At 73.6% G+C, this 5,126-nt stretch carries 5 protein-coding genes; 3 read left to right on the top strand and 2 right to left on the bottom strand.

What is annotated here, in order from left to right; translation table 11 throughout:
* Positions 1-198 precede the first annotated feature (198 nt).
* Entirely contained in the window at positions 199-1,488 is a 1,290-nt protein-coding gene (locus GT045_RS15645) for an ATP-binding protein (protein ID WP_161294368.1), read from the top strand.
* On the top strand, positions 1,485-2,228 hold the full coding sequence (locus GT045_RS15640; protein WP_161294366.1) for a response regulator transcription factor: 744 nt from the start codon (positions 1,485-1,487) through the stop codon (positions 2,226-2,228). The genes GT045_RS15645 and GT045_RS15640 overlap by 4 nt, the downstream gene beginning before the upstream one ends.
* A 78-nt stretch (positions 2,229-2,306) precedes the next feature.
* Here GT045_RS15640 and GT045_RS15635 read toward each other — a convergent pair whose 3' ends face one another.
* Entirely contained in the window at positions 2,307-3,383 is a 1,077-nt protein-coding gene (locus GT045_RS15635) for a C40 family peptidase (RefSeq protein WP_161334529.1), read from the bottom strand.
* An 813-nt stretch (positions 3,384-4,196) separates the two neighbouring features.
* Between GT045_RS15635 and GT045_RS15630 the strand changes: the two genes are divergently transcribed.
* Complete coding sequence (locus tag GT045_RS15630; protein ID WP_161334528.1) at positions 4,197-4,550, top strand: hypothetical protein; 354 nt, start codon at positions 4,197-4,199, stop codon at positions 4,548-4,550.
* Positions 4,551-4,569: 19 nt separating this feature from the next.
* Here GT045_RS15630 and GT045_RS15625 read toward each other — a convergent pair.
* A partial coding sequence (locus GT045_RS15625) for a C40 family peptidase (protein ID WP_161334527.1) occupies positions 4,570-5,126 on the bottom strand: 557 nt, incomplete at its 5' end.

Genomic DNA, 5,126 nt, shown 5'->3' with positions numbered 1-5,126 from the left:
CCGACGGCAGGGCTGGACCGGGCCCGGCGTCGGGCCCGGCGGTAGAGCTGGACCGGGCCTTGCGGTACAGCTGGAGGCCCGGCGGTAGAGCTGGACCGGGGCCGACGGGAGATCTGGACCGGATGCGACGGAAGATCAGGGGCGTCTCGGGGGACGACCCTGATGCTCTGCCCCGCCGTCCGTGTGACCATCGTTGGCATGCCGGAAGCCGCAAGCCCGCCCCTCGACGACCCGCGGCCGCCGCGCAAGCTCTACCGCAGCAGTGACGGACGCTGGCTCGGCGGAGTGGCGCGGGGCCTCGCCGGGCATCTCGGGCTGCCCGTCGTCTGGGTGCGGCTCGTCTTCGTCGGCCTGTTCACGGCCGACGGGCTCGGAGCGCTGCTGTACGCCGCGTTCTGGTTCTTCGTCCCCCTCGGCGTCGGCGGCGTCGGTGACCAGAAGCCGTCGCTGGTGGGTACGGAGGCGTCGCCGGACGGCCGCCGCAGACTGGTGGCGCGCAAGCCGGACCGTGGACAGATCGCCGCGCTGCTCCTCATGGTCGTCGTGTCCATGGTTTTCGTGAGCAGCGTCAACCTGGGCAGCGCGACCAAGGCGTACCTGGTGCCCGCCGTACTCGTCGCGGCCGGTGTCGCCCTCGTCTGGCGTCAGGCGGACAACGCCCGCCGGGCCCGCTGGGTCGAGGCCGGCCGCCGGCGGCGCACCCTCACCCTGCTGCGGACGGCCGGCGGCGTCCTGCTCGTCACGGCCGGTGTCTCGGCCGTCTTCGTCCTCCAGGGCTCGGCCGCCCACCTCGGCGCGGTCCTGCAGGCCGCGCTCGTCGTCATCGTCGGCATCACCCTGCTCGCCGGGCCCTACCTGGTCCGCATGACCCAGGACCTGTCCGAGGAACGCCTGATGCGCATCCGCGCCCAGGAGCGCGCCGAGGTCGCCGCCCATGTCCACGACTCGGTGCTGCACACCCTCACCCTGATCCAGCGCAACGCCGACAACGCGAACGAGGTGCGCCGTCTCGCCCGCGCCCAGGAGCGGGACCTGCGCACCTGGTTGTACAAACCGGAGGGCACCGGCAAGGACGAGGCCGAAGAGCCGGACACGGTCGCCGAGGCGGTGCGGCGCAACGCGGCCGAGGTGGAGGACAAACACGGCGTGCCCATCGAGGTCGTGGTCGTCGGCGACTGCCCGCTGGACGAGAGGACGGGTGCGCAGATGCAGGCCGCGCGCGAGGCGATGGTGAACGCCGCCAAGTACGGTGGCGAGGGCGGCGCCGTGCAGGTCTACGCCGAGGTCGAGGGAAAGACGGTCTTCGTGTCCGTGCGGGACCGTGGTCCCGGCTTCGACCTCGACGCGATACCCGCCGACCGCATGGGCGTCAGAGAATCGATCATCGGCCGCATGGAACGTCACGGTGGCACGGCCCGGCTGCGGGCGGTGCCGGACGGCGGCACCGAGGTCGAGCTGGAGATGGAGAGGGCGGAGAGGACGTCATGAGCGACGCGACCGAGGCGAACGGCACGGCGGGGACGGCGGAGGCGGCCGGGTCGGGCCGGCCCGAGGGCGGCGCCGGCGGACGGCATGTACGGGTGGTGCTCGTCGACGACCACCGGATGTTCCGCACCGGCGTCCAGGCGGAGATCGGCCAGACCGCCGAGACCGGTGTCGAGGTGGTCGGCGAGGCCGCGGACGTCGACCAGGCGGTCGCGGTCATCACTGCCACCCGGCCCGAGGTGGTCCTCCTCGACGTCCACCTGCCGGGCGGCGGCGGCGTCGAGGTGCTGCGCCGGTGCGCGGCGCTGACCGGGGACGCCGAGCGGCCCGTGCGCTTCCTCGCGCTGTCCGTGTCGGACGCGGCGGAGGACGTGATCGGGGTGATCCGCGGCGGTGCCCGCGGCTATGTCACCAAGACCATCACCGGTACCGACCTGGTCGACTCGGTCTTCCGGGTCCAGGAGGGCGACGCCGTCTTCTCCCCGCGGCTGGCCGGGTTCGTCCTGGACGCCTTCGCCTCCACCGACGCCCCGCCCGTCGACGAGGACCTGGACCGCCTCACCCAGCGGGAACGCGAGGTGCTGCGCCTGATCGCCCGTGGCTACGCGTACAAGGAGATCGCCAAGCAGCTGTTCATCTCGGTGAAGACGGTCGAGTCCCATGTCTCGGCGGTCCTGCGCAAGCTCCAGCTGTCCAACCGGCACGAGCTGACCCGCTGGGCGACCGCACGCCGGCTGGTCTGACCCTCCGCCCGGCCCGCCCGGTCCACCGGTGTTCCGCCCGGCCCATCGGCGTTTCGCCCGGCGAGCCCTGCCCCGCCGTCAGGCCACCCGCGTCGCCCCGGCGAACGGCATCTGGTCGATCGGGGCCACGCGGACCGGCGCCGACGGGTTCGGGGCGTGGATCATCTGCCCGTTGCCCACGTAGATACCGACGTGGCTGATCCCGGAGTAGAAGAACACCAGGTCCCCGGGACGGAGTTCGGAGCGGGAGACTCTCCGGCCCGCGTTGATCTGGGCGTACGTGGTGCGGGGCAGGGAGATGCCGGCGGCACGGTAGGCGGCCTGGGCCAGGCCCGAGCAGTCGAAGGCGTTCGGGCCGGTGGCGCCCCACACATAGGGGCTGCCGAGCTTGCCGTAGGCGTAGGCGACGGCTGCCGCGGCGCGCCCGGTGGGCGCCGGGGCGGGTGCGGCCTCCTCCAGTGGCTGCCGCGGATCCGCCGCCGACCGGGAGGCGCGTGCGCTCGGACCGCCGGCATCGGCGCCGGCGCCGGTGACTTCGGAGCGCTGTCGCGGAGTCAGCCGCGCGAGCAGCTGCCGGGCCTCGTCCAGCTTGCCGGTGACGGTCCTCTTCTGCCGGTTCAGCTCGGCCTGCCGGGAGCGCAGGGACTTCAGCTCGATGCGTGCGGCGCCGCGCAGTTGCTCGATCTCGCGCAGTTGCCGGCGCACCCGGGACACCGCGGCGGCCTGCCGGTCACCGGCCCGCTCCGCGAGCGCGGCGTCGTCCAGGTACCGGTCGGGGTCGCTGGAGAGGGCCAGTTGCCAGGCCGGGTCCATCGCGCCGTCGCGGTACTGGGCCGCCGCTATCGAACCGAGCGCGTTGCGCGCGGAGTTGAGGGTCTCCTGCCTGCGGGCGACCTCGTCCTGCAGTGCGCTCAGCCGCCGCTCCGCCGTGCCCGACTTCTCCTTCGCCCCGTTGTACTTCTCGGTGGCGGCCTCGGCTTCCCGGTACAACGTGTCCACCTTGGCCTTCACCTGCGCCGGCGTCAGCTGCGGCTCGGCGTGCGCCGCCCCGTCGAAACCGGTCGCGGTGGCCGCGCCCGCCAGGGCGAGAGTGGCGGCCGTCCGGGCGGTGAGACCACTGAACGGGCGTTGCGGGAGCTTGCGGTGGGCTGCCACCGGACTGTCACGTCCTTCCGTACGACGCGTACGACCGAGCGGTACGCCCGCGGCGACCCGCGCAGGGGAAGCGGGCCGCCGCAGGGCTTTTCTCGGCGGTGGTGGCCGGCTGCCGCCCCTGGTCCGGGCGGCGGTGGGGAGCCGGTCACCTGGGGGAGGACGCTAGGCCGGGTGGTGACGAGTCGGTAACGAGGTGTGCGGAACTGGCAGGGACGGATCGGGACGTGACCGTATGTGTCCGTCCCGCCCGACAGGAGTCGTCGCCTTTACCGAACGTGATGACCGAAGAACCGAAAGCGGGGCGGGTGGGGACTGTGGGGTGCTATGGGACGCATATATCCATCGCGCGCTCCAGGCAACGGCCGGCGGCACCGTGAGGGGAGCGCCGACACATGACGGAGCGTCCGACAGGAGAGGGACCCGGCCCGGCCGTACCGGGCGGTGGGCCGGCGCCGTGCCGGGTCGTCGTGGCGCCACACGGTGAGAAGGCTTCGGCATGACACGATCACGGCCGCGGCGATGCCGCTGAGAACTCCGGTGACGGCGCGGTCGCGACCCCGGTGGTGGCGAGGCGTCGAGCCGGGTGGTGGCGCGGGGGCGAGCCCGGGTGGTGGCGAGGCGGCGAACCCCGGTGTGGCGCGGTCGTGAACCTCGCGGCGGCGCGGCGGCGACCCGCGGAGGCGGTGCGGTGGCGACCCGCGGAGGCGGTGCGGTGGCGGCCGCGGTGGCCGCGCGGTCACGAACCCCGGGGGCGGACGGTGCGTGGGCCCCGGTGACGGGCGGTGCACGGGCCCCTGGCTAGGCTCCGGCTCCATGGACGTACTCATCCATCTCTTCGTCGGCCTGCACATCATCGGTATCGCCGCGCTGCTCGGCGGATTCCTCACCCAGATGAAGGCGATGGGCCGGGGCACGGCCCGGTTCGTGCCCGGGATGCTGCACGGCGCGATCACCATGCTGGTCACCGGTGTGACCCTGGTCGGGCTGAACCAGGCCGACGACCACCACGTCAACACCGTCAAGATCGGCGTGAAGCTGGCCCTGCTGATCGTGATCCTCGGCCTGGTCTACGTGAAGCGCGACGAGGAGCGGGTCGACAAGGGCCTCTTCGGGCTGGTCGGCCTGCTGACCACGGCCAACATCTTCATCGCCGTCCTCTGGACCTGATCCCCGGCGCGCTCCGGCGTCAGCCCGGCCGGACCACGCTGTGGACGGCCGCCTCGCCCATGGCGGAGACCGGCTCCTCGCGGACGTACGCACCCGGTCTGGGGGCGTGGATCATCATGCCGTCGCCCGTGCAGAGGCCGACGTGCCCGGCGTCGTCATGGAAGAAGACGAGGTCGCCCGGGCGGGCATCGGCAGGGGCTACCGGGGTGCCGGCGCCGGCCTGCCGGCGTGCCGTGCGCGGGAGCGTGACGCCGGCGGACTTCCAGGCGGCCTGGGTGAGGCCCGAGCAGTCGTAGGAGCCGGGCCCGGCGGCGCCCCACACGCACGGCTTGCCGAGCTGGGCGCGGGCGAAGGCGACGGCCTTGCCGGCCTTGGTCACATCCGTGCCGGACGCTGTCCCGGCAGCCCGGCGCGACAGCAGCACGCGCGCGTGGGCGAGCTTTTTCTGAACGGCGGCCTTGGCCGCCTTCGGCCCGTTCGCGGTGACCGCCGGCCGGCTGTCCGGGGCCGTCGAGGGGCCGGCCCCGACGCGCGCACCGGCGCCCGGCCCGGGGACCGGAGCCTGAGCGCTGCCGC

It is taken from the genome of Streptomyces sp. SID486 (assembly GCF_009865385.1).
Lineage (GTDB): Bacteria > Actinomycetota > Actinomycetes > Streptomycetales > Streptomycetaceae > Streptomyces.
The sequence above is the reverse complement of the archived record's forward strand: the minus strand, read 5'-3'. Positions and strand labels throughout refer to the sequence as shown.